The sequence below is a fragment of the Olleya sp. YS genome (assembly GCF_029760915.1).
Lineage (GTDB): Bacteria > Bacteroidota > Bacteroidia > Flavobacteriales > Flavobacteriaceae > Olleya.
Window position 1 is genome coordinate 856310 of the sequence record NZ_CP121685.1, and the last position, 19860, is coordinate 876169.

Consider the following 19860-nt stretch of genomic DNA (forward strand, 5'->3'; position numbering starts at 1 on the left):
TTAGTTTTAGTTAAAGTTAGGGTTACTAAGGTAGCATTTTATTGCTTCATATTAATTTACACTTATATAAAGAGGTTGTTGTTATTGTTACCCATTTATCGAACAAATATCTTTTTTAGTAATTTATTATTACAATAGCATTAAATGACTTGTTGATTTGAATCTATAACCTGTAACTTATAATACATAAAATAAAAAAGCCTGCTATTAAGCAGGCTAAGTATATATTTTAGTAATATTAAAATTATAAACTTTGAAGCAATATCAATGCTAAAACAACACAGACTATTGGTAAACACAATAGTAATATTATATTATGTTGCTTTGATTTACTTCTGTTGTACTTAGCATTCAAAACCTTTCTGGTTTTACCATTATATTTTAACCAGTTTTTTAAATGAATGATAACTGCAGAGATAAAAAACAAGATCCACGCTTTATCACTAGAGATTGTTGACACATTCATTTTATCTAAAAAAGTTGCAAAAAACACTCCTAGTAAAAACAATAAGGCTATTTGTAAAGCAGAAATATAAACTAACGCTATAGCATTAGCCTTTTGTTTAAATCGTGCTTTAAACGTAGTAAAAACTGAAAAGAAAAATTGGTCGAATGTTGTCATAAACTGAATAAAAAAAACCTGCCACAATGTAGCAGGTTTTTTTATTATTTGGTTAGCAAAATAATAATAATTATTCTGCTGAAACTTTAATATTATCTACTTCCCAAGTCGCTGCAGAAGAGCTTGAAGACGTATACTTAAATGCAATAAATAAGTTACCACCAGCTGCAGCAGACACGTCTAATTGACCAGAATCTGTCCAAGAAGACCAACTTCCAGTATTAGTGTCTAAAGTTGGTGATAAAGTTACCCAAGTACCGTCTGTTGTTGGGTCGCCTCCAGCATAATCTGTTGCATATAACACTTCTAAATCTGGACCACTAAAACGTTTAACGGTTTGAAATGTTAAAAAAGCACTTGGTACTGATGACAAATCGATTGGTAAAGAGATTAACCAGTCCTCATTAGGTTGGGCTCCACCTGAAAACCCAGACATTGTTGCACTATCACTTGGATTACCAAATGTATTATAGTACCATTCTTGAGTTCCGATCACACTATAAGGTGTCCATTTGTTCAAGTTTCCTTGAGAAAAATCATCCTCAAATAAAGGGTCACATCTTAAAGCGTTATCAAAATTTATTGCTTCTGGTGTATTGATATAAATGGTGTAAAAATCATCAAAAAAGTCTCTTGTTAAAATACCATCAATAGTTCCTCTATTAGCAGGTAATGTTAACCCTTTAAAGTCTGAAAACGTACTAGTACTTAATACTACACTTCCTCCAGTCGCACAACTTTCTAGTGTACGCTCTCCATCGAAACTATCGTTAGATTCAGATGCAAACGTTAACCCAATTAAATTGCTGTTAAATTGCATATCTGTTAGTCTAATGTATTGGCTTTCTAAATCATCGTTAAAATCTGAAATAGATACTTCTTTTGCAATAATTGTAGCTACCTCATCAGCTCTAAGGATGTGTTGTGATACAAGCGTGCTTGGTATTCTTTCTATATCTTCACCTTCTAAACGTCCTAATTGGATGACTCCATTACTTTCTCCAACACTTAATCCATTAAGTTTAATAAATACTTTACGTCCAAACTCATATTGAGTAAACATAGGATTTTTATCTACTTGTACAACAATAGCAGCAGTAGGGTTTTCTGGTTTGTCTTGTATTACTAATTGCTTGTAGAAGTTACCACCTTCATCACTTGATACTACATAACCTTCTGTATATTTTTCAGTTACAGTTGGGCTTGCTTCGTCATAAGTTACTGCATCACCATTACCAGTTCCAAAGTTACCTAGAACAGCACTTATTGAATTAAATTGAGCATCTGCATTTGGGTATGATGTAATACCTGCAATCGCTTGTGTTGGTACATCAAAATTATCGTCTTCAACACAACCTGTTAGTAAGACTAAACTTACTAAAAGTATTGTAATTTGGTTTAAATTGAATTTTTTCATCTTTTCTTGAATTTATTTTTTCTATAAATATAATTAAAATCTTACGTAAACATTTAAATAATAAGTAGTTCCGTTACCAAAAAAGTAACGATTACCAAAAACAGGTCCATTAGCATTGGTTTGCTCGTCTAATTGACTTCTATAATCTACTCGTCTTGACTGCTCAAAACCACCTGTTTTATACTCTTGATCAAATATGTTGTTAATTGTTGCAAAGAAACCAACAAAATAGTCGTCTATTTTCCAAGATTTACCTCCAACAACGTTAACTAGCATATAATCATCAAATTGCTCTTGTTGTAATAATTGTTTTGCAATTGTAGGGTCTATGTCATTAATTTCTCCACCGGATACTACATATAGATCTCCTCCAGCAGTTGCATCTTGAAATTGTGTGTCTGTATATAACTCTGGATCAATTACAAAAGCTGCACTTCTTTTTAGTGCACTTGGATCAACATAAGCGTTAGAAAATTGATTAAAAGTTACCCCAATATTCCAGTAATCTGGGTCACGATATTCAAATCCTAATTGGTAGGCACGCTCTGGTCCACCAGCAACATGTAAATTTTTAAGATTTGTTGTTCCGTCTCCAAAAATAGCTCTACCTGTACCAAACTCTTGACTGTAATACGTTAAGTTAGGGTTATTAGTGTAAGTATATTGTCCAACAGAAGCAGCACCTTTTAATTTAATTGTTGGTGTTACTTGTGCTTCAATACCAAATTCTGCACCTATGTGCTGTCTCTCTATACCAGTAATGGCTTCTTGGACTAAATTGCTACCTGCTCCTTCACTAAAGAAAAACCCTGTTTCTGTAGCATCTTCAAATTTAGAATAAAAACCAGTTAATCTCGCTTTGACAATTGGAGATCTAAAAATATAACTAGCATCAACACTTTTTATAGTTTCGCTATCGACGTCATCTAATAGCATATTTGACTGTCTTACGTTAGCAAACGTATTTCTAATGTTTGGTGCTTTAGTCATATAAGCTCCATTAAAGTCTAATAAGTGTTTACCAGAAATCTTGTAAGTCGCTCCTGCTTTAGCTCCGAAATTTTCAAATTCTGCTTTTGGTCCTTGTCCTAAAGAATTACCTACAAAATATCCGTTTTCAAAAAGTCCAGTACGTTGGTAGTCTGTTTTTGATACATTACCAGCTAAGTAAAAATCTACTTTGCTGTATTTAAATACGGCTTGAGCAAAACCACTAACAACGTTAGCATCAATCTCATAATTATATTTGTATCGGTCACCTTCTTGAGCGATTCGATTAGGATTTCTAATATCCGATTGAGCAGTTGTTAATACTCCGTCAGTAGATTGAATATTCTCATCAGAGAAAAAATCGACATCTAAATACCCTGATCCACCTAATAAATCTGAAACTTCAGCAAAGTTCTCACTACTCAATTTTCTATAATTTACAGCTGCATTTAAACGAATATTGTCATTTAATTCTGTATCAAAAATTATGTTAGCCATTAACTGTTTGTCATCTATTCTATCTTCTTGTATAGCATATACAGAGTTTTCAAAGCTAGCGTTAGCTGTGTACAGTTCATTCCAGTTAAATTGTCCATCATTTAAAAAAGATTGCTGTGCTTGATAAGCCAGCTCATAATCGTAAGCGGTTGGACCACCATCTACATTTAGATGATAACTTGGTAAATTTTGGTAATACGTTGGATCTGTATTACGTGCTCCACCAATGTAACTATCTTGTCCTTGAAAAGTAACTAAACGTGTACCTCCATTATCTACTCTTGTGTTTCCAGTTTCACCAAACTGGTATCCAATATTGGTGTTAATAGATGTTTTTTCAGATATGTCCCAATAATGATTTAACATTAAAATTGGCTCTTCAATTCTTCTTATTCTAGAATTTCTTATTTCGCCATCTAATTCTCCCCAAAATGGATTGTATTGTCTTCCTTTTAACTCAAACACTTCTTGTGTTAAAGCAGTACCTCTACCTCTTCTATTTTGAGCATAGATTGATGTAAAATTTATGCTGTGATTATCATTAATCTTTTTTTCTACAGAAGCAACAAATGAATTTGCATCATATAACGTTCCTTCTATATAACCTCCATCTCCAAAACGTCTAGATGCCAATAAGCTGTAAGCCCATCCATCTTCCATTAATCCAGAACTATAACTAGCCATTAAACGCCCTTCATAACTTCTGTTGGCAGAAGCAAAAGATAAGCGTCCACCTTCACGGTATTTAGAGGCTCTCATTATAATATTATTAGTACCAGCTAAATCACCAAAATTGTAATCGTTAGGGGAAATTCCCATTGAAAATTCTTGGTTACGTTGTAAGTCATTAATTCCTCCCCAGTTTCCCCATTGTGGTCTACCTGTAGATTGTTTATTTAATTCTAAACCGTTAATTAATACTTTACCGTTTGCATTATCTAAACCTCTTGGTCTAAAAAATGTTGCACTAAAATCAAATGCAGCTGCATTTAAAAAGACGTCTCTTGAAGATTGTAATAATCCTGACACATTACTTGTTAATCCATCATCTTCACTGTTTAATTGATCGTCTGAAATAGAAATAATGTACAAATCCTTTTTATCGCTTGCATTGTATGCTAAAGTCATATCCTGTATGTCTACGGTTTGACCTTGGTTAACAATAATTGGATAACGTTTTGTTGTATAATCTACTTGCTCAATTTTAAGGATTTGCTCTCCTAAAGGGATTCCTTTATTGAAGATAAATTGACCCAAAGCATCCGTTTTGGTGGATAGTCCAGAATCTTCAATAGTTACTGTTACATTAGGAAGTGGCTCATTAGTAACTGCATCTTTAACACTACCTTTTACAATAGTGCCTTGAGCTAAGACCGTACATGTTGAGAAAATTCCTAATAAGAAAAATAAAAAACTTTTTTTCATACTATAAATTATAGTTAATAAATGATTGCTGCGTTAAATAATTATTATTTAAGGCGTGCAAATTTACATTATTTATAATAAATATCTACTTTTGGCAAGAGTTTTGTAAATAACATAACAAAAACGTAACACTCAAAGTTAATGAAACACCTAAACTACTTGCTTACAACACTATTATTGCTAGTTTATGTAAGCGTAAATGCACAAGAAAAAAAGAAATTTAAAGTTCATACTGTAGCTTTTTATAATCTAGAAAATTTATTTGATACTATTAATGATCCAACAAAAAACGATGAGGCTAGTCCAATGATGGAAATTAAAGCGGATCGTGCTGAGATTTACAAGAAAAAAGTACACAACATGGCTCGCGTTATTGCAGATGTTGGTAGCGAAGTGACTAATAATACACCTGCTTTAGTTGGCGTTTGTGAAATTGAAAATGTAAATGTACTTGAAGATGTGGTCAATGATCCCTTATTATTAGCAAAGGATTATGGTATTGTTCATTTTGATGGACCTGATAATAGAAGTATTGATGTTGGATTATTATATCAGAAATCTTTATTTCAAGTAGTCTCCAAAAGTACACACACGCTAAAGATTTATGATGACGAAACCAGAGAGCGTATTAACACCAGAGATCAATTATTAGTAACTGGTCAACTAGAAGGAGAAACTGTACATATTATAGTTAACCATTGGCCATCTAGACGAGGTGGTGAGGCAAGAAGTAGACCAAAACGTGTTGCAGCTGCAAAGCTAAACAAACGTTTGATGGATAGTTTACAATCTATTGATCCTTACGCTAAAATTATAACCATGGGTGATTTAAACGACAACCCAAATAATGCTAGTGTAAAAGATGTTTTAAAAGCTGAACGTAAACAGAAAAAAGTAGCTTTTAAAGGTATTTACAATCCATTTATTGATATGTATAAAAAAGGATTGGGAACAACAGGATACAGAGATGCATGGAGTTTATTTGATCAAATTATGGTTACAAAACCATTTCTTGAAAAAGACTACACTAATTGGACTTATTTTAAAGCAGGTATTTTCAATAAAAACTATTTAGTAAATAAGAAAGGGCGTTATGAAGGTTATCCGTTTAGAAGTTTTGCTGATGGTGGATTTACAGGTGGATTTAGTGATCACTACCCTGTTTATATCTACTTAATCAAAGAAGTTAAAGACTCGATGACTCCAAATACAAAGAAAACCGAGGATACGGAAGATTAAATTTATTTTCTCATATATAAAAAAAGCGACCTTTTTGGGTCGCTTTTTTTATATTATAGATTTAGCCATGTTTTCCATGGTATTTTTGCTAATACTAGTATTAAAGCCAAGGTATAAAATATAGCAATGGTTTTTAATTTTTTTTCAGAAGTAAGCTTCTTTTTATGCTTAGAGTAGCCAATAGTAATTAATACTACTGCAATAATCATGGTTAGTGGATGTTCAACAACATTTGATCGCATGGTTGCATTTTTCATGATATCTCCCATACTCATTTCAGAAAAATAATCTGATGCAAACCATAAGACAATTCCTATTAGTAAATGGATGTGTGACACTATTAAAGTAAATAATGAAAGTCTAAAGTCTCTAGCCTCATATTCTTTTTTAGCAATTGTTTTATACAGAGCATTAAAAGTAGCTACAACAATCATAAACAATACTAGATACGCCCAATACGAGTGTAACATTTTTACAGTTGAATACATAGAATTTAGTTTTAATTTGTGTTAAAGGTAGTAATTAATTTAAGTTTTATAAATGACCTGAGTATTACATTTTCAGCAACCATTCTTTAACATCTACCTCTTTTTTAATAATATCTCTTAATTGGTCTATTTTAACACGTTTTTGATCCATTGTATCTCTATGTCTAATAGTAACTGTGTTATCTTTTAGACTATCACCATCTACTGTAACACAAAATGGTGTTCCTGCTGCATCTTGACGTCTGTAACGTTTACCTACTGCATCTTTTTCGTCATAAAACACATTAAAATCCCATTTTAAATCATCTACAATATCTTTTGCCATTTTAGTTAAAGCTTCATCTTTTCGAACTAGAGGTAAAATAGCTGCTTTAGTAGGTGCTAAGACTGCTGGCAATTTTAATACGGTTCTTTCACTTCCGTCTTCTAAGGTTTCGTCCATTAGAGAATTTGAAAACACTGCTAAAAACATACGGTCTAATCCAATAGATGTTTCTAACACATATGGTGTATAACTTGCATTGTCTTCGTGATCAAAATATTGAAGTTTTTTACCAGAGTGCTCTTCATGTTGTTTTAAATCAAAATCTGTACGACTGTGTATACCTTCTAATTCTTTAAAACCAAACGGGAATTTAAACTCGATATCTGTAGCTGCATCTGCATAATGTGCTAGTTTTTCGTGGTCATGAAAACGGTAATTGTCTTCTCCTAGACCAAGTGATTTATGCCATTTTAAACGAGTGTCTTTCCAGTAATCAAACCATTCTTTTTGTGTGCCTGGTTTGATAAAAAATTGCATTTCCATTTGCTCAAACTCACGCATTCTAAAAATAAATTGTCTTGCTACAATTTCGTTTCTAAAGGCTTTTCCTGTTTGAGCTATCCCAAATGGAATTTTCATACGTCCCGTTTTTTGTACATTTAAGAAGTTTACAAAAATACCTTGAGCAGTTTCTGGACGTAAATATAAATCCATTGCAGTCTCTGCTGAAGCACCTAATTTAGTGCCAAACATGAGGTTAAATTGTTTTACATCTGTCCAGTTTCTAGAACCTGACAAAGGATCTGCAATATCTAATTCTTCAATCAGTGACTTAACATCTGCTAAATCTTCATTTTCTAAAGATTTTCCTAAGCGCTTTAATATGGTATCTATTTTATCTTGGTAACCTAAAACTCTGCCATTTGTTGCTAAAAATTCGTCTTTATTAAACGCTTCACCAAATCGCTTTTCTGCTTTGGCAACTTCTTTGTCTATTTTGGTTTCGATTTTAGCACAGTAATCTTCTACTAAAACATCAGCTCTGTAACGTTTTTTAGAATCTTTATTATCGATTAATGGATCACTAAATGCATCCACGTGCCCAGAAGCTTTCCAGGTTGTTGGATGCATAAATATTGCTGCATCTAACCCTACAATATTGTCATTTAATTGTACCATTGCTTTCCACCAATAGTCACGTATATTTTTCTTTAATTCTACTCCGTTTTGTGCATAGTCATAAACAGCACTTAGCCCATCATAGATCTCGCTACTTTGGAATACGTAACCATACTCTTTAGCGTGAGAGATTACTTTTTTAAATTGATCGTCGTTGTTTGCCATAATGGCACAAAGATAAACGATAAATAAAAGTGTACAACCAAAAAACGATTAGTCTTTTTGACAAGAATAAATAAACGCTGGAGGAATATTAAATGGCTCAAAACCCAATGTCACGTTGCCGTTAAAAACCTCTTTTAAAGCCGAGTAATAGGTTAAACTGTATTGGTATTGAAAAAAATAGCCTTTAGGCTTAAGGCTTTTATATGTGTTTTCAAGAATAGTATCTGTTATTGGTTTAGGGATATTGGTAAGCGGTAAACTAGAGACCACATAATCTACAGCTTCAAAACCATGTGTTTTAATAATATCTAATATTGAGTTTGCAGACTGATTAACTACAACTAGCCGATTATCTTGTATTTTTAATAATTCGTCGTAAAAATTATCATTAATTTCAAAAATAATAAGCTTGCTTTCTGGATGTAATTGTTTTAAAATGTCTTTGGTTATTTTACCATTGCCAGGTCCAAATTCTACAATAAGATTTGCCTTATCAAAGTCAATTCCTTTTAATAATCTGTTGGTTAAGAATCTTGAGCTTGGAAATAAAGTTCCGGAGGTTTTCAAGCTTTTAAGCGATTCTTTTAAGAAATTGATTTTGTTCAAAAAAAGTAATTTTTAAAAAATTTAAACGAATATAAGGTATTTATTATTTGATATAAAGTCAAAAAAAACCATTACTGGTGTAATGGTTATTTTTTTAATGCTGTATTACAAGTTATTTAAGTGTTATTGAGGTACTTCCTAATCTAGTATTATCGTAAAAAATATTTACAAAATATATTCCTTCAGTTAAAGGCTCGTCAATATCAGTAGTAATTAATGCGTTTATGTTAACATCTTCGTTTTTATAATCGACTTTTATTTTCTTACTATAAATTAGAGATTGTTTGCCAAAGGACACAGAACCTTGATCGGCAATAACATTGTTATTGGGATTTAGGATTTGAATATAAATGTCTTTTTCTCCGTCTTGTACTAATTTATTTTTAGAAATAGTAAACTCTACAAACAACTTGTTGGCTTTGCTAGAGTTATTAGTACTAATCATCCGTTTTGAGGTAATACGCTTAACTGCTTTGGCGCTTATCTGTTCAATTTCTAGATTACTAGCACTTTTAATTTTTTCTACTAAATCCGAATTTGAAGATACCAGATCTTGATTCTTAACTTTTAAAGTAGTTGTTAAATCTCTAGTATTGATAAGCTCTTTTTCAACATACTCTGCTTTTTTAGAAAGACGTTGATTTTCTTGTTTAAGATTTGATACTAAATTTAGAACTTCTGCTTTTTCTTCCTGCAAAAGTTTGATTTTAGAACGATAAACAGTTAATAAAGATGCACTAGGTTTTAATGTTTTAATCGAATCTAAAATACGTTCTATCTTTATTTTAGATTGTTCAAGCTTATTGTTAAGCATTTTACTATCCACTTGAACACTTTCGTAACGTGCTATCATTTCTGATAATTCGTTCTCTAAAAGCTTTTTTTCTTGAGTGATGTATGTTTTATAATTTTCTAATGTATTATAATTAGAATAAGTATATGACCCTAAAATCACTAAAGCTATAACCAATGAACCAATTATTAATCTGTAGTTGTAAGACTGAGGGAAAACTATCATGATTAAATTAATTACGGACTAAAAATATATATTAATTATATAGTTGACTGATTATAATCGATAAAGAGGTAAAAAAATTGTTGAACTTTATTTTAATGCAAAAAAAAACGCTTAAGGTATGGTTAACCAAAGCGTTTTTTAATAAATGGATTAATATTTATGCTTTACTATTTAAGAGACATTGTTGTTTTACCAATCATTGTATTATTATGATAGATATTTATGTAGTAATTACCTTTTACTAATGGTTCATTTTCTAAAGGCTCTACAAAAATACACTCTTGTAAACTGTTGTTATCATAGTTTACTACTAGTTTTTTACTGAAAATTAAAGAGGAATCTCCTTGCATTTTTATTTCACCCTTATCTCCTACAACATTGTTTTTAGGATCTAAAATCTGGATGTATAACACTTTGTTTCCCTTATTTGTAAACTTATTTTCTGGAATGGTAAAACATACGTTTAACTTTTTTGCACGTTTAGCTGTTGTGGTGCTTTTGATGCTTCCACTACTAGTAATACGCCTTACGCCTTCTACAAATACATCTTTAACATTTAAGGCTTTTGCCCTATTGATTTTTTCTGCATATCGCTTGTTAATCCTTGATAATGTAGAGTTTTCAACCTTTAACGTTTCAGATATTGTTATCGTTTCATTAAGTTCTTCTCCAACTCGTAACGATTCTTCTCTTAAAAACTCGTTTTCAGCATTTAATTGATCTACTAATTGTAAAATCTTTTTGTTTTCACTTTTTAACAACTCTAGTTGTTTTTTATAATGAGATACTAGATATACATCAGGTTTTAAATACTTAACAGAATCTAATATTCTTGCAATTCTAATTTTAGAATCCTCAAGCTTAGATTGCACATCTCTATTATCTATTTGTAGAGCGTCATAATTAAAAGCCAATTTGTTGAGCTCTGCTTCTACTGAAGCATTCTCATCTAATAAAAATTTGTGATACTCGTTTAAGGAAGTATAATTGGTGTAACTAAAATAACCTAAAGCGCAGATTAATGTTGAAAGCGCAACAATAACTAACTTTAGATTATAGATTTGGGGTTTTATAATCATCAGTTTAATATTTTGATGTAACAAAAATAGATGTAGTTTTTTAATTTGTAAGAAATTTTCGATAAATTGAATAAAAAACTGGTTAAAGTATAATAATTAATCACTTTAAAGTAATTATGTACCTTTTACCGAAGTTTAATCTATGTATTTCAGCACATTATGAAGATTAAATCTTTAATTAATCTATTTTTCCCTGAAGTTTGTGTAGCTTGTAAAGACTATTTATCGGACAATGAAACCTTTTTATGTACCAATTGTAGACACCAATTACCAACGACTAACTTTCATGTTAACAACGACAATTTTGTAAAAAATGTATTTTATGGAAGAGCAAAATTAGAAGCTGCAACTGCATTATTACGATTTGAAAAAAAAGGAATGGTACAACATCTGCTACACCAGTTAAAATATGGTAACAACGAAGATATTAGTAGGTTTTTTGGTGACTGGTTAGGCGAAGAACTTAAATTGTCCAACCAATACAATGACATAGACTTAGTTATTCCTGTTCCATTACATAGTAAAAAACTAAAAAAGAGAGGCTATAATCAGGTCACACAGTTTGGTCAAAAAATAGCCAAAGCCTTAAATACGTCTTTTAGTGAGGACCTTTTAATAAAAATTACTAATACCGAAACATCACAAGCCAGTAAATCTAGATTAGAACGATGGCAATTAGATAATGAAACCTTTTCTGTAACACAATTAGATACGCTAAACAACAAACATATCTTGTTAGTTGACGATATAATTACTACAGGAAACACCTTAGAAGCATGCATATTAGAACTTAATAAAGCACATAATATTAAAATAAGTATTGCTGCTATGGCAATAGCATAAGGCATTTTTCGTTAAACGATAAATATGTTGTTAATTTGTAACTTCATTTTAAAATTGGTATGCAAAATCGTCTGATAAATTATTGTTTTTGGTGTGTTTTAACACTCACATTTATTAATTGTGCTAACCGAGGAAGTATTACAGGAGGTGAAAAAGATGTTACACCACCAAAGATTATTAAGACCATTCCAGAAAACTATTCTACCAACTTTAATAGTAAAGAAATTATAATTTATTTTGACGAGTATGTAAAAACCAAAAACTTGTCTAAACAGTTAATTATTTCGCCTCCAATGACTAGCACTCCAGAAATAACACCTCTTGGAACTGCCAGTAAGTACATGACCATTAAGATTTATGACACCTTAAAACCTAATACAACTTACGCTTTTAATTTTGGTAATAGTATAGTGGATAATAATGAAGAAAACCCTTATCCTTTTTACAGATATGTATTTTCTACAGGTAGTTATATTGATTCGCTTAAACTAAAAGGACGCATTATGGATGCTTTTGACAGAGAACCGGAATCTTATGTTTCGGTTAATTTATACGAAGTAGATTCAACTTACACAGATTCTGTTGTCTATAAACAGGCTCCTAAATACGTCACTAACACCTTGGATAGCACTACTAATTTTACTATAGAAAATTTAAAAGCTGGAACTTATAAATTAGTAGCACTAAAGGACAATAACTCTAACAATACCTTTGAGCAAAAGTCTGATAAAATAGGATTTTATGAAGAATTTGTTACTGTATCTGAAGACAGCTCTAAAATCTACGAATTAAAACTATTTAAAGAAGCTTTAGATTATAAAGCTGAAAATGCAAGATTAGTGTCTGGCGAAAAAATAGCGTTTGGATTTCAAGGAAAAGACTATAAAAATATGTCTATTAATTTGTTGTCAGAAGTTCCTTCAGACTTTGACTATAGAGTGATTAAGGATCAAGAAAAGGACTCGTTAAACTACTTTTATAAACCTAAATTAGAAGTTGACTCTTTATTGTTTACAGTAACAAATAAGACGAAAATTGATACATTTATGGTTAGAATTAAGGATAACAAAAGGGATTCCTTATTATTAAAAGCTAACCCAACTAATACTATTGATTTTTTTGAAACGCTTAAAATTTCTGCTAATATCCCAATTATTACGTTTGATAGAAATCAAATAAATATTATGGATAAAGACTCAACAGATGTTGTATTTACTACTAAACTTGATACGCTAGAAAATACCGTTGAAGTTTTATTTGATAAAGCAGAAAACAACCAATATAAAGTCCAATTGTTACCAAATACAGTAACTGATTTTTTTGGAAAATCTAACGATACTATTAATTATAGTTTGAGGACACCTAAAGAATCTAGTTTAGGTAGTGTTAGAATAAATATAAGTAATGGTACCTACCCTTTAATTGTACAATTAGTCGATGAAAAAGGTGAAATGAAATATGAAAAATACTCGACTAAACCAGAACCTCTTGATTTCTTCTTTTTAAAACCAGGTAAATATTACATACGTGTTATTTTTGACACAAATAATAATAAGGTGTATGATTCTGGAATCTTTTTAAAAGGTATCCAACCCGAACGAGTAAGCTATAGCAAAGAGGCTTTTGAAGTAAGAATTGGTTGGGATATTATACAAGATTTTATTTTAAACTAAACGCATCTGCATCGTCTAAAAAGCGGAGTTTTTGTCTTGTCGACTCAATATGTGATTTTGATAATACAACCTGTTCTATACCTGCCTTATTTGGTTTTAAATTGGTTAATTGCTCTCCCAATGTATTATAAACTGCAGAATGTCCTGGATACTCATAATTATTAGCATCTAAACCCACTCTGTTTACTCCAACGCAGTAACTCATATTTTCAATTGCTCTAGCTTGTAACAGCGTATCCCAAGCTTGTATTCTGGCTTTTGGCCAATTGGCAACATATAAAAGCACATCATAGTCTTCTGTAATTCTAGACCAAACCGGAAAACGTAAATCATAACATATTAAGGGTCTAATTTTAAAGTCTTTATAGTTTATAATTAGTTTTTCATTGCCTTTTGTATAGACTTTATCTTCTCCTGCTAAAGTAAAGGTATGACGTTTATTATAAGTATCAATTAACCCATTAGGATGTACGAAGACTAATCTGTTGTAGTAATTATTGCCTTCTTGTATAACCAAACTTCCAACTATTGCAGCACTTTTTTCTTTGGCTAAAGTGGTCATCCATTGGATGGTGTTACCATCCATAGTTTCTGCAACAGATTGTGGTGACATAGTAAATCCAGAAGTAAACATTTCTGGTAAAACAATAACATCAACAGTATTATCAATTGACTGTATTTTGGCTGTAAAATTGTTTTTGTTTTGAACAGGGTTTTCCCACACTAAATTAGATTGAATGATGGCAATATTTAGTTGGTTATCTTCCATTTTTACAGTCTATTGGCTTTTTGCTGAGCTTTAGCAACATTATCTCGAAGCTTTTCAAGCTTATCTTCCCATTTTTCAATGTCGTTAGGAGATAATTTACCCTTAGATTTTAGCTTCTGATACTTTTTAGTTTCTTTATCTAACTTATCATTTGCTTTTTCCAAAGCTTTTTGAGCTTTTTCTTTTTTAGCAATCGCTTTTTCTGCTCTATTGCGCTCTTTTTCTGCTTGTTTTCTTTCTTTTTCAGCTCGTTTACGTTCTTTCTCTGCTGCTTTACGCTCTCTCTCTTGTGCTTTTAGTTCTTTAGCTTCTTGTTTAGCTTGCTTCTCGCGTTGCTTAGCATATTTTTCTTCTTGTTGCTCTCTTTTTTTTGCGTCTTTTAAGGCTTTTTCTTCCTGCTTTAAAACGTCTCTTTTGTCTTTAGCAAGGTTTAGTATTCTCTCCTTTTGTTCTTCGTTTAAAGTCTCAGAAACATTTTCTCCATTTAGTAAAATCTTTTTGTTTTTTACTTCATAGATTTGATTGTCTACATTGACTTCTTGCGCATAACTAAAGCTTAATGCTATTAAAAGGAAAAAAGGTAATAGTATTGATTTCATTTAATTAAGATTTAGGGTTTAAAATTAAATACAATTTAAGCAAAAATAGTGTATTTAAATTATTCTTAACTTTTTTAGTAAGTCGGCTTTATACGTCCTTCCAATTGGTAAACGATGAGTATTAATGTAAATCTCGTTTCCAGAAATTTTGCTAACATAATTAGTATTAATTATATACGATTTATGAATCTGTATAAATTGCTGTTTTGGCAATTTTTCGATCCAATTCTTAAGTGAGTCTAAATAAGATAACCGTTGTGTTGTGGTTACCAAAGTCATATAATTACGGTCAGATTCTAGATACAAAATATCATCTAATACTATTTTATGAAGCGTTTTATCTACGTTTAAAAAAATGGAGTTTTCTGAAGCAACACTCTTTTTAATTTCTTCTTTTTTTGTTACGTTTTCTGCTTTATTAATAGCTTTTAAAAAGCGATCAAATCCAAATGGTTTGACTAAATAATCTACAATAGTCTCTAACTCAAAACTACTAACCGCATAATCTGGATAAGCAGTAGTCATAATGATTGCTGGTGGGTTTTTAATAGTTTTAATAAAATCTAAACCAGAAATACTAGGTAAATTAATATCTAAAAAAACGATACCTGCTGTTTGTGTTTTAAAAAAAACATGAGCCTCTAAAGCCGATTGAAAAGTTCCAATCAACTCTAAATTTGGCAACTTACTTATATAGTTTTTTAGTAAGTTTTGTGCAGGTTTTTCGTCTTCAATAATAATACAAGTCATGCTAATTTTAAGGTTAAAACCACTTCAAATTGATTGTGTTTTGTAATGACTAATGTGTGTTTGTCTGGATATAGTAAATCTAATCTCTTTTTTAAGTTATTTAGTCCTATTTTAAATTCTGTGGTATCTGTATTTGCGCTGTCAAAATCATTTTTACAACTACAGGTTAACACCTTATTTTGTTCTTTAATATCTATTGAAATTACACTATTTAACGTACTATGTTTAAAAGCATTTTCAATAATAGTAATCAATAATAAAGGTGCAATTTTTAGTTGCTGATTATCAATTTTAGTATGGTAATGTATTTGCTTAACACCTTCTGTCCTAATGTTCTGAAACTTGATGTAATTATCCAAAAACTGAAGCTCTTTCTCTAAAGACACAAATTGAGAATTACTCTCGTACAACACGTGCTTTAAGTTATCGGATAACATCAAAATAAGCTCTGGAGTTTCGTCAGGTTTTTCAATAGAATACGAATAAATCGTGTTTAGATTATTAAACAATACATGAGGATTTATCTGAGATTTCAAAAACTTTAACTCCATTTGGGTGTGCTGTTTTATCATGTCTTCTTTTTGGTTTTGCTCGTCTAAAAACCGAAATAACATCCATATAAACGAAAAAAATATTAATGGCACTAAAGTTTGCCAAAGATAGTCGCTTAAGCATTTCATTATAGAACAACCACATTGTGCAAACACATTACAATACAGTTGCGTAGCAAAAAACGAAATAGCTATAAAAAGCAAACTGTAAAGCAAGTACCATTTTCGTTTTACAAAAAAAGGCAACAACACAAAATTATTGACATAAACCAATACAACAAGTATAGATAAGTATTGTAAAAATGGGTTTTCAGCCCAATAGTATCTAGAAAAAATAAATAGAGATACCAAAATAAACAGCATCCAAAAAAGGAGGTGTACTAATATTTGAGAGGTATGTTTTTTAAGATTTACCATAATTAGTGTTGAAAGTAAATATAAAAGCTAAAACCATCAAAAAACAAAGTACAAAAACCATAAAAAGCGTTACAAACAACATATTTGATGTAGTTAGTAACCCTAAGTCTGTCGTTGGTTAATATTTTTTAAAATTAATACGACTTACAATTAAGTTTGATATCATCAACCTAAAAACTAATAGATTATGAAATCCATTGCAATCCTTTTAACTATCATTTTAAGTATAACTTACAGCATCGCTCAAACAGAAATAAATACAGAAGTTTTTGACGATAAAGGTAAAGCAAAATTATTGGGTCCAATTAACAAGGAAGGTCTTCAAAAAGACACCTACAAAGATTGGTTTAATAAAAATTATAACGATTATATCGTAAACGAAAAATTGGTAGAAACTTTTAAAGACTCGCTTAAAGATTATAAGATAAAAGTGTTTCTAGGAACTTGGTGTGGAGATAGTAAAAAAGAAGTACCACGTTTTTATAATGTATTGGAAACTGCAGATTTTAATATGGAAAACCTTGAAGTTATAGCTTTAGATAATGAAAAAGAGCACTACAAACAAGGTCCAAATAGTGAGGAAAAAGGATACAACATCCACAGAGTACCTACTTTTATTTTTTACAAAGACGACAAAGAAGTAAGCAGAATTGTTGAGCATCCTGTCGAAACGTTAGAACGTGATATAGAAAAAATAGTTACTAACCAGAGATACACTTTTAATTACATTGCTGCAAACTACGTGCAATACTTACTTGCAGAAAAAACCATTGAAGAGTTACATAAAGAAAATAACAAATTGGTTGCTCAACTATCTGAATTTGTAAAAGGCAGTCGCGAGTTAAACACCCTAGGTTATGTGTATCTTCGAGCTAAAGCTTACGATAAAGCAATCTATACCTTTACATTAAACACACTTATATTCCCTTATAAATATAATGTTTATGATAGCTTAGGAGAAGCCTATTTTGAAAGTAAAAACTACACAGAAGCCATAAAAAATTACAACAAAGTTTTAGAGTTAAACCCAGAAGATAAAAATGCATTGGATATGCTTGAAAAAATTAAATTAGAAACTACAGACTAACTCTAAACTTATCCAGTAGGATGCTTAATTTTAATATCTTGTTTTTTATCTTTGAAAGGATTAAAAACTAATAATTATGAAATTTTTAAAATTCCTATTACTTTTTATAACGTTTAATGTTTCTGCCCAACAAGGTGGCATGTGGATTCCTTCGTTGCTAGAAGGGATGAACGAAACCGAAATGACCAATCTTGGTAGTAAACTAACTGCAAAAGATATTTATGATGTCAACAACTCGAGTTTAAAAGACGCCATTGGACATTTTAATGGTGGCTGTACCAGTGAAGTGATTAGCGATAAAGGATTAGTATTAACCAATCACCATTGTGGTTTTGGACAAATACAATCACATTCGTCATTAGAAAACGACTATTTAAAAGATGGATTTTGGGCAATGTCATTAGACCAAGAACTGCCAAACGAAGGATTATACATCGAATTTATTGTTAGAATAGAAGATGTTACCAATCAAGTCCTTAACGGAATATCAGACAACATGACTGAAAAAGAAAAGCAGTCATTAATCGATAGAAATAGCAATGCCTATCAAAAAGCAGTTGCTAAAGAAGCTTGGCAAGACACTAAAATCAAATCATTTTATAATGGCAATCAGTACTTTTTATTCGTTACAGAACGTTTTGAAGATATTAGATTAGTTGGTGCACCACCAACTAGTATTGGTAAATTTGGAAGCGATACAGATAACTGGGTGTTTCCTAGGCATACTGGAGATTTTTCGATGTTTAGAATTTATGCTGATGAAAACAATAGACCAGCTAAATACAGTAAAAACAATAAACCATATAAACCAAAACACTTTTTACCAATCTCTTTAGATGGTGTTGAAGAAGGTGATTTCACAATGGTATTTGGTTTTCCTGGTCGTACAAACGAGTATTTACCAGCTGTTGCCATTCAGCATATTACAGAAGAATTTAACCCAACCAATATTGCCATTCGTGAAGCTGCCTTAAAAGTTATAGATGCTAAAATGAAGGAAAGTGATGCAGTTAGAATTAAATATGCGTCTAAACAAGCACGTATTGCTAATGCATGGAAAAAATGGATAGGCGAAAATCTTGGGATTGAAAAAAGTGATGCAGTTGCAAAACGTCGTGCATTTGAAGCCACTTTTACTAAAGCTTTAAAAGAAAAAAATCTTGAAGATAAGTATAGACATATCTTATCGGATTTTGATAAATTATATAAAGATTTTGGTCCAATAAATATCAAACGTAGAAATTTTATTGAAGTCTTTTTGGTAACAAATGAGTTGATGCAAATGACCTTTAGAGCTTACCAAATGGAACAAGCTATAGCAGCTAATCTAGAAAATTTTGAGAAAGCAAAAGCAGGTTTAGTTGCAAGATTGGAAGGGATTCATAAAAATTACGATGTTTCAGTAGATCGAGGCGTCTTTAAAAATGTAATGCCTTTTTACACCAATAAAGTAGATGCTACTATCTATGATAAAACAGCGTTTACCAACTTAGACTCTGCTTTAAAGTTATTGGAAGGTGATGCTAAAGATGTTCTTAAAAAACTAAATAAAGATGCAGCTTACCAATATGCTAAACCTTTAATTGATACGTTTTACAACTCTATTGATAAAGACTACCAAGAAAAAAACGAACCGATTACTGCCTTACAAACTAAATATATGACTGCATTAATGGAAGCCTTACCAAATGCACGTTATTTTCCAGATGCCAACAGTACACTTCGTGTGACCTATGGTCAAGTAAGAGGCTATTCTCCAAGAGATGCTGTGTATTATAATCCTGTAAGTTATTTAGATGGAGTTATTGAAAAATATGTTCCTGGAGATTACGAGTTTGATGTACCAGAAAAATTACTAGAACTACATAAAAACAAAGATTATGGACAATATGCAGATAGTAACGGAAAAGTACCTGTTTGCTTTTTAGGAACTAATCATACCACTGGAGGAAATTCTGGTAGTCCTGCAATTGATGCTAATGGTAACCTTGTTGGATTAAATTTTGACAGAGTTTGGGAAGGCACAATGAGCGATATGAATTATGATCCAGAAATTTGCCGAAACATAATGGTAGATCTGCGTTACGTTCTGTTTATTGTAGACAAATATGCTGGAGCAACCCACTTAATTGACGAGATGAAGTTGGTGCATCCTAAAAAGCAATAAGTCATAATCAATT

17 protein-coding genes are annotated in these 19860 nt (G+C 31.1%); 5 read left to right on the forward strand and 12 right to left on the reverse strand.

Annotated elements, in window-relative coordinates; genetic code table 11:
- Positions 1-244 precede the first annotated feature (244 nt).
- The 3 genes from Ollyesu_RS03980 to Ollyesu_RS03990 all read right to left on the reverse strand — a co-directional run bounded on the left by Ollyesu_RS03980 (position 245) and on the right by Ollyesu_RS03990 (position 4952).
- On the reverse strand, positions 245-622 hold the full coding sequence (locus tag Ollyesu_RS03980; protein WP_279302504.1) for a hypothetical protein: 378 nt from the start codon (positions 620-622) through the stop codon (positions 245-247).
- 70 nt (positions 623-692) lie between these two features.
- Positions 693-2039, reverse strand: coding sequence for a DUF5689 domain-containing protein (locus tag Ollyesu_RS03985; protein WP_279302505.1), 1347 nt, complete (start codon positions 2037-2039; stop codon positions 693-695).
- Positions 2040-2072: 33 nt separating this feature from the next.
- Complete coding sequence (locus Ollyesu_RS03990; protein WP_279302506.1) at positions 2073-4952, reverse strand: TonB-dependent receptor; 2880 nt, start codon at positions 4950-4952, stop codon at positions 2073-2075.
- A 141-nt stretch (positions 4953-5093) separates the two neighbouring features.
- Between Ollyesu_RS03990 and Ollyesu_RS03995 the strand changes: the two genes are divergently transcribed.
- Positions 5094-6191, forward strand: a complete 1098-nt coding sequence (locus Ollyesu_RS03995) for an endonuclease/exonuclease/phosphatase family protein (protein WP_279302507.1) — start codon at positions 5094-5096, stop codon at positions 6189-6191.
- Positions 6192-6244: 53 nt separating this feature from the next.
- On the opposite strand, the gene Ollyesu_RS04000 is transcribed toward Ollyesu_RS03995, so the two are convergent.
- From Ollyesu_RS04000 to Ollyesu_RS04020, 5 genes are all read right to left on the reverse strand, one after another.
- Complete coding sequence (locus Ollyesu_RS04000; RefSeq protein ID WP_279302508.1) at positions 6245-6679, reverse strand: hypothetical protein; 435 nt, start codon at positions 6677-6679, stop codon at positions 6245-6247.
- A 64-nt stretch (positions 6680-6743) separates the two neighbouring features.
- Complete coding sequence (locus tag Ollyesu_RS04005; RefSeq protein WP_279302509.1) at positions 6744-8288, reverse strand: glycine--tRNA ligase; 1545 nt, start codon at positions 8286-8288, stop codon at positions 6744-6746.
- 48 nt (positions 8289-8336) lie between these two features.
- Positions 8337-8894: a methyltransferase gene (locus tag Ollyesu_RS04010; RefSeq protein ID WP_279302510.1), complete on the reverse strand. Its 558-nt coding sequence runs from the start codon at positions 8892-8894 to the stop codon at positions 8337-8339.
- Between the two features lie 112 nt (positions 8895-9006).
- Positions 9007-9912 carry a hypothetical protein gene (locus tag Ollyesu_RS04015; RefSeq protein ID WP_279302511.1) on the reverse strand — a complete coding sequence of 302 codons (906 nt, stop codon included), beginning with the start codon at positions 9910-9912 and terminating at the stop codon, positions 9007-9009.
- A gap of 167 nt (positions 9913-10079) precedes the next feature.
- Complete coding sequence (locus Ollyesu_RS04020; RefSeq protein WP_279302512.1) at positions 10080-10991, reverse strand: hypothetical protein; 912 nt, start codon at positions 10989-10991, stop codon at positions 10080-10082.
- Positions 10992-11150: 159 nt separating this feature from the next.
- Here Ollyesu_RS04020 and Ollyesu_RS04025 point away from each other — a divergent pair, with 159 nt between their 5' ends.
- Together Ollyesu_RS04025 and Ollyesu_RS04030 are read left to right on the forward strand one after the other, a co-directional pair.
- The gene (locus Ollyesu_RS04025) at positions 11151-11834 is read left to right on the forward strand and encodes a phosphoribosyltransferase family protein (RefSeq protein ID WP_279302513.1); all 684 of its coding nucleotides are present in this window, start codon (positions 11151-11153) and stop codon (positions 11832-11834) included.
- Between the two features lie 59 nt (positions 11835-11893).
- Positions 11894-13507, forward strand: a complete 1614-nt coding sequence (locus Ollyesu_RS04030) for an Ig-like domain-containing protein (RefSeq protein ID WP_279302514.1) — start codon at positions 11894-11896, stop codon at positions 13505-13507.
- Here the strand turns inward: Ollyesu_RS04030 and Ollyesu_RS04035 are convergent.
- From Ollyesu_RS04035 to Ollyesu_RS04050, 4 genes are read right to left on the reverse strand one after another with little or no spacing between them, the layout of a single operon-like run.
- A complete protein-coding gene (locus Ollyesu_RS04035; RefSeq protein ID WP_279302515.1) occupies positions 13494-14276 on the reverse strand; it encodes an amidohydrolase in 783 nt (260 codons plus the stop codon). The genes Ollyesu_RS04030 and Ollyesu_RS04035 overlap by 14 nt on opposite strands.
- A 2-nt stretch (positions 14277-14278) precedes the next feature.
- The gene (locus Ollyesu_RS04040) at positions 14279-14875 is read right to left on the reverse strand and encodes a hypothetical protein (RefSeq protein WP_279302516.1); all 597 of its coding nucleotides are present in this window, start codon (positions 14873-14875) and stop codon (positions 14279-14281) included.
- Between the two features lie 54 nt (positions 14876-14929).
- Positions 14930-15625 carry a LytTR family DNA-binding domain-containing protein gene (locus Ollyesu_RS04045; RefSeq protein ID WP_279302517.1) on the reverse strand — a complete coding sequence of 232 codons (696 nt, stop codon included), beginning with the start codon at positions 15623-15625 and terminating at the stop codon, positions 14930-14932.
- Positions 15622-16593, reverse strand: coding sequence for a histidine kinase (locus Ollyesu_RS04050; protein WP_279302518.1), 972 nt, complete (start codon positions 16591-16593; stop codon positions 15622-15624). The genes Ollyesu_RS04045 and Ollyesu_RS04050 overlap by 4 nt, the downstream gene beginning before the upstream one ends.
- Before the next feature lie 187 nt (positions 16594-16780).
- On the opposite strand from Ollyesu_RS04050, the gene Ollyesu_RS04055 reads away from it, so the two are divergent.
- The gene (locus Ollyesu_RS04055) at positions 16781-17680 is read left to right on the forward strand and encodes a tetratricopeptide repeat protein (RefSeq protein WP_279302519.1); all 900 of its coding nucleotides are present in this window, start codon (positions 16781-16783) and stop codon (positions 17678-17680) included.
- Between the two features lie 76 nt (positions 17681-17756).
- Positions 17757-19847, forward strand: a complete 2091-nt coding sequence (locus Ollyesu_RS04060; protein ID WP_279302520.1) for a S46 family peptidase — start codon at positions 17757-17759, stop codon at positions 19845-19847.
- The last annotated feature ends 13 nt before the right edge of the window (positions 19848-19860 follow it).

What these genes read in the sequence shown, in the direction of transcription:
- Ollyesu_RS04055 (WP_279302519.1), top strand. Translation starts at nt 16,781, where the DNA reads ATGAAATCCATTGCAATCCTTTTAACTATCATTTTAAGTATAACTTAC.
- Ollyesu_RS04045 (WP_279302517.1), bottom strand. Translation starts at nt 15,625, where the DNA reads ATGACTTGTATTATTATTGAAGACGAAAAACCTGCACAAAACTTACTA.
- Ollyesu_RS04005 (WP_279302509.1), bottom strand. Translation starts at nt 8,288, where the DNA reads ATGGCAAACAACGACGATCAATTTAAAAAAGTAATCTCTCACGCTAAA.
- Ollyesu_RS03990 (WP_279302506.1), bottom strand. Translation starts at nt 4,952, where the DNA reads ATGAAAAAAAGTTTTTTATTTTTCTTATTAGGAATTTTCTCAACATGT.
- Ollyesu_RS04020 (WP_279302512.1), bottom strand. Translation starts at nt 10,991, where the DNA reads ATGATTATAAAACCCCAAATCTATAATCTAAAGTTAGTTATTGTTGCG.
- Ollyesu_RS03995 (WP_279302507.1), top strand. Translation starts at nt 5,094, where the DNA reads ATGAAACACCTAAACTACTTGCTTACAACACTATTATTGCTAGTTTAT.
- Ollyesu_RS04030 (WP_279302514.1), top strand. Translation starts at nt 11,894, where the DNA reads ATGCAAAATCGTCTGATAAATTATTGTTTTTGGTGTGTTTTAACACTC.
- Ollyesu_RS04025 (WP_279302513.1), top strand. Translation starts at nt 11,151, where the DNA reads ATGAAGATTAAATCTTTAATTAATCTATTTTTCCCTGAAGTTTGTGTA.
- Ollyesu_RS04040 (WP_279302516.1), bottom strand. Translation starts at nt 14,875, where the DNA reads ATGAAATCAATACTATTACCTTTTTTCCTTTTAATAGCATTAAGCTTT.
- Ollyesu_RS04015 (WP_279302511.1), bottom strand. Translation starts at nt 9,912, where the DNA reads ATGATAGTTTTCCCTCAGTCTTACAACTACAGATTAATAATTGGTTCA.
- Ollyesu_RS03980 (WP_279302504.1), bottom strand. Translation starts at nt 622, where the DNA reads ATGACAACATTCGACCAATTTTTCTTTTCAGTTTTTACTACGTTTAAA.
- Ollyesu_RS04000 (WP_279302508.1), bottom strand. Translation starts at nt 6,679, where the DNA reads ATGTATTCAACTGTAAAAATGTTACACTCGTATTGGGCGTATCTAGTA.
- Ollyesu_RS03985 (WP_279302505.1), bottom strand. Translation starts at nt 2,039, where the DNA reads ATGAAAAAATTCAATTTAAACCAAATTACAATACTTTTAGTAAGTTTA.
- Ollyesu_RS04060 (WP_279302520.1), top strand. Translation starts at nt 17,757, where the DNA reads ATGAAATTTTTAAAATTCCTATTACTTTTTATAACGTTTAATGTTTCT.
- Ollyesu_RS04035 (WP_279302515.1), bottom strand. Translation starts at nt 14,276, where the DNA reads ATGGAAGATAACCAACTAAATATTGCCATCATTCAATCTAATTTAGTG.
- Ollyesu_RS04050 (WP_279302518.1), bottom strand. Translation starts at nt 16,593, where the DNA reads ATGGTAAATCTTAAAAAACATACCTCTCAAATATTAGTACACCTCCTT.